This window comes from Lentzea aerocolonigenes, from assembly GCF_000955955.1.
In the GTDB taxonomy this organism is placed as follows: domain Bacteria; phylum Actinomycetota; class Actinomycetes; order Mycobacteriales; family Pseudonocardiaceae; genus Lentzea; species Lentzea aerocolonigenes_A.
Genome location: NZ_JYJG01000600.1, coordinates 1 through 4428, shown reverse-complemented (window position 1 = coordinate 4428; position 4428 = coordinate 1). Strand labels below are relative to the sequence as shown.

The following is a 4428-nucleotide window of genomic DNA, read 5'->3' as shown; positions in this document are numbered from 1 at the left end:
CCAGTCACCCGCCACCGGCAGGTCGCCAGGCCCGCCCAGGCGCCAGGTGGGCTCGTACAGGCCGCCGGAGTCGAAGTTGACGTGGAACGAGCCGTCCGAGGGGCGGTAGACGCCGTAGTCGGAGCTGCCGTTGCCGTTGAAGTCCGCCGAGTGCCTCGACGCGAAGTAGTTGTTCGCCGCGTCCCTCGCCACGCCCAGGTACTGGCGGTAGACGCCGTTCTTGTAGGTGGACCAGGCGTTCCAGTTCGTGCCGCCGGACGACATGCGGTTCGCCACCACGGCGTTGTAGGCCGGGTCCTGCAGGTTGCCGTTGGTGCCGTTGCGCCACGGGTCGCCGCGGTCGACCTGGATCTGCCACATGCCCTGGTCCGCCGGCTGCGGGTCGTAGAAGTAGGTCTTGCACTTGGACTCGGCCATGCCGACGGCGATGGCCTCGACCAGGTGGTCGCCGCGGAAGCCGGCCTTCTGGGCGTGCTTCGCGCAGATCTCCGGGCCTTCCTCGCTCGCGACCGCGCCGGGCGCGGGAGCGACGAGCAGGGCGGCCGCCAACGACAAAACGGACATCACAATACGTCTGTTCACGCAATTCCCCCAGTTCTGAATTGAGCGGATCGATGCTAACGCGGATCGCCTACTGTGGGGGCTTGTGACGCGAATCAGGCTGCTGGGGGCCGTCGAAGCGCATCGCGACGGAACGGCGTTCGCCGTCAACCGGCCGCTGGTGCGCGGGGTGTTCGCGCTGCTCGCGCTCCAGGCGGGGGAACCGGTCGGGGTCGAGCGGATCATCGACGCCGTGTGGGACGAGGCGTCGTCGGACGACGCGCGCGGCCTGGTCCACGGCTATGTCTCCGCGTTGCGGAAAATGGTCCGGCCCGCCGGAATCGGGATTTCCCGGCGTGGCCCGGGATATGTGCTCGACGTCGCCCGCGACGACGTGGACGTGCTGCTGTTCCGCTCGCTGGCGGCGCGGGGGCGGTTGCGGGACGCGTTGGCGTTGTGGCGCGGCGAACCGCTGTCGGGCACGCCGCGCACGACGTTCTTCGACGGCCTGCGGACCACGCTGACCGAGGAACGCCTGGTCGCCGCCGAGGGGTGGGTGGAGCAGGAGCTGGCCGAGGGCAGGCACCGGGAGGTGCTGCCGGAGCTGACCGCGCTCGTGACCGGGAACCCGTTGCGGGAGAAGCTGGTCGCGGCGTTGATGCGCGCGCTGTACCGCAACGGCAGGCAGGCGGACGCGTTGCGGTGCTACGAGATCACCCGCGCCCGGCTGGCCGACGAGCTGGGCCTCGACCCGTCCGGCGAGCTGCGGTCCCTGCACGAACTGGTGCTGCGCGCCGACGAGGATCTGCTGGAACCGGCACCGGCCGCACCGGAACCGGTCCGGCCGCGGAACACTTTGCCGTTGGACACCACGAACTTCACCGGTCGCGCGCGCGAACTCGGTCACGTCCTGGACGAGCTGCCCGGCCCCGGCGCCACGGCGGTCGTGCTGATCGACGGCATGCCCGGCGTCGGCAAGACCGCGCTGGCGGTGCAGCTGGCCCAACGGCTGGGCGACCGGTATCCCGACGCACAGCTGTTCGCGGATTTGCACGGGTTCACCGCCGGTCGCGAGCCGGTCGACCCCTTCTCGGCGCTGGACGTGCTGCTGCGGTCGCTCGGCGTGCCCGCCGCGGAGATCCCGAACGACCTCGACCAGCGCGTGGTGGCGTGGCGAACCGAGCTCTCCTCGCGGCGGGCGGTGGTCGTGCTGGACAACGCGGCCGACTCGGACCAGGTGCGGCCGTTGCTCGCCGGCGCGCGCGGCTGCCTGGTGATCGTGACCAGCAGGCGACGACTGAGAAGCCTGCCCGGCACGGTTCTGCTGTCGCTCGACGCGTTGCCGGACGACGAGGCGCTGGCGTTGCTCTCCCGGATGCTCGGTGAGCGCGTCACGGCGGAACCCGAGGCGGCACGCGAGCTCGTCCGGTCGTGCGGAGGCCTGCCCCTGGCCCTGCGGATCGCCGCGGCACGGTTACAACACCGTCCACAGTGGATGATCGAGGACGTGGTCGAGCGGCTGCGCGACTCCGGGCAGGACGAGGTGGCCGCCGCGTTCGCACTGTCCTATCGGGACCTGGGCGGGACGCACCAGGGGCTGTTCCGGTTGCTGGGCCTGCATCCCGGTGCCGACCTCGACGCGCACGCCGCCGCGGCGCTCGCGGGCGTGCCGTTCCGCGACGCCGACGAGGTGCTGGAGGACCTCCTCGACCTGCACCTCGTCGAGCAGCGCACCCGCGGCCGGTACCTGTTGCACGACCTGGTGCGCGACCACGTCCGCTCGATCACCGAGCCCGACGCCGGTGCCACCGCCCGTCTGCTCGACTACTACCTGCACGTCGCGCACTTCGCCGCCGACCTGCTGCAACCGGGGCGGCGCGAGCCCGGACCGGCCGTCGCCGAGGTGCCGGACCGGCTTCCCCGCTTGCGGGACAACAGGACCGCGATGAACTGGTTCACCGCGGAACGCCCGAACCTCGTCGCCGTCTCCCGGTTCGCGGTGGCGTCCGGGTTCGACCGGGTGGCCGCCGAACTCCCGGTCCACACCGGACACTTCCTGATGATCACCGAACGCGTCGACGACCTGGTGGCCGTCCAGGAACCCGCCGCGGAAGCCGCGCGCAGGCTGGGCGACCCGGTGTCCGAGTCGCGCAGCCAGTACCACCTCGCGCTCACCCGGTACATGCAGTGCCGGTACCGGGCGGGTCTCGCGCACGCGGATCGCACGCTTTCGCTGGCACGGCAGGTGGGCGACCAGGCGCGGGAGAGCATGGCGCTGGTCGTGCAGGGCATGCTCCGGCACCGGCTCGGCGATCACGCCGGCGCGCTGGCGGCCTACGAGACCGCGCTGCCGATCCAGCAGCACCAGAACAACTACCGGCACGCCGCGATCTGCATCGCGAACCAGGGCCGCGTCCACCTGAGCCTCGGTGCCCTGACCGACGCGCGGGAGCACCTGGAGAAGGCGCTCATCAAGAGCCGGGAGATCGGCGAGCACAACGAGGAGGGCTCGGTGCTCGCGGCACTCGGCGCGGTGCACGCCCGGCGGGGTGAGCACGACCGCGCGGCCGCGTTGCTCGACGAGGCCCTGTCGCTGGCGCGGGAGGCGGGCAACACCCACTACGAGATGCGCGCGCTGATCAAGTCGGCGGACGCGCGCCGCCGTGCCGGTGACCTCGCGGCCGCGTCGGCGTTCGGCGAGCAGGCGATGGCGATGCTCGGCCACGGGCGCAGCGCGGACTTCCTCGCCGCCGCCCACAACGTGCTGGGCGACATCGCGTTCGACCGCGGTGACCTGTCGTCGTCGGTCACGCACCACACGCGGGCCCGCGAACTGGCCGGGCGCATCGAGTACCGCGCCGAACTGGAGGCTGCCCTCGCCGGTCTGGCACGCGCCCGCTCCTGACCACCAGGTCGCTGCCAGGTTATTACCAGAACGCGTTTCTAGATTTCCTCCCGTCAAGCCCGAGAGGGCGACTGGGGAAGGAAACCGAAATGCGTTTGCGAGACAAAACGCGCTGGCTGGCAGCGGCTGTGCTGCCGTTGGTGCTGGCCGTGACAGGAACGACCGTCGCCGCCACGGCGATCACGTCGACGGTGCTGGCAGGGGTCGCCCAGGCATCCGACGTCGGCGGGCAGATCAGCCGCGACGAGGCCATCGAGCGGGCGAGGTTCTGGATCGGCAAGGGCCTCCAGTACAACCAGGGCGGATCGGCACCCGACTCCGCCGGGAAGCAGTACCGGACCGACTGCTCGGGTTACGTGTCGATGGCACTGCACCTGACGAACTCGCCGAACTCGACGGCGATGCTCACCGACGCGCGGTTCTTCACCATCAACCGCGCCGACCTGAAGCCGGGCGACTTCCTGGTGCTCAACGGTCACGCGTTCCTGTTCGGCGGCTACCACGCCGACGGCGTGCACTTCACGTTCTTCACCTTCGGTTCGACGCCGGTCCGCGAGAGCGTCGGCACGTTCACCGGTTCCAGCCTCGACGGGCATCCGACGAGCCAGTACGTGGCCAAGCGCTACAAGAACATCGTCGACTCGGCGGCCGCGAAGCGCGCGGCCAAGTACTCGTCGGACTTCAACGGCAACGGCAACAGCGACTACGCCACCTACAACGCCGCCGACGGCTCGTTCCACGTCAACTTCGACTCGGGCGGCCTGTACGAGCCGACCTGGCGTCTCGGCAAGCCGGGTGACCTGCCGGTGAGCGGCGACTGGAACGGCAACGGGAACAGCGACTACGGCGTGTACCGCCCGTCGGACGGCTCGTTCCACATCCTCTTCGACTCGGGCGGCCTCTACGAACCGTCCTGGCGCCTCGGCGGCCCGGGCTACCTGCCGGTGAGCGGTGACTGGAACGGCAACGGCAACTCCGACTAC

Annotated in this window: 1 protein-coding gene and 2 pseudogenes; 2 read left to right on the top strand and 1 reads right to left on the bottom strand. The window is 70.6% G+C overall.

Features of this window, described 5'->3' with window-relative positions; genetic code table 11:
- Window positions 1-582: pseudogene (locus tag UK23_RS49635) on the bottom strand (hypothetical protein); the annotation flags it as partial.
- A 64-nt stretch (window positions 583-646) separates the two neighbouring features.
- Between UK23_RS49635 and UK23_RS47780 the strand changes: the two are divergent.
- Both UK23_RS47780 and UK23_RS47775 read left to right on the top strand, forming a co-directional pair.
- Window positions 647-3445, top strand: a complete 2799-nt coding sequence (locus UK23_RS47780) for an AfsR/SARP family transcriptional regulator (protein WP_052685687.1) — start codon at window positions 647-649, stop codon at window positions 3443-3445.
- Between the two features lie 89 nt (window positions 3446-3534).
- A pseudogene (locus UK23_RS47775) lies at window positions 3535-4428 on the top strand (C40 family peptidase); the annotation flags it as partial.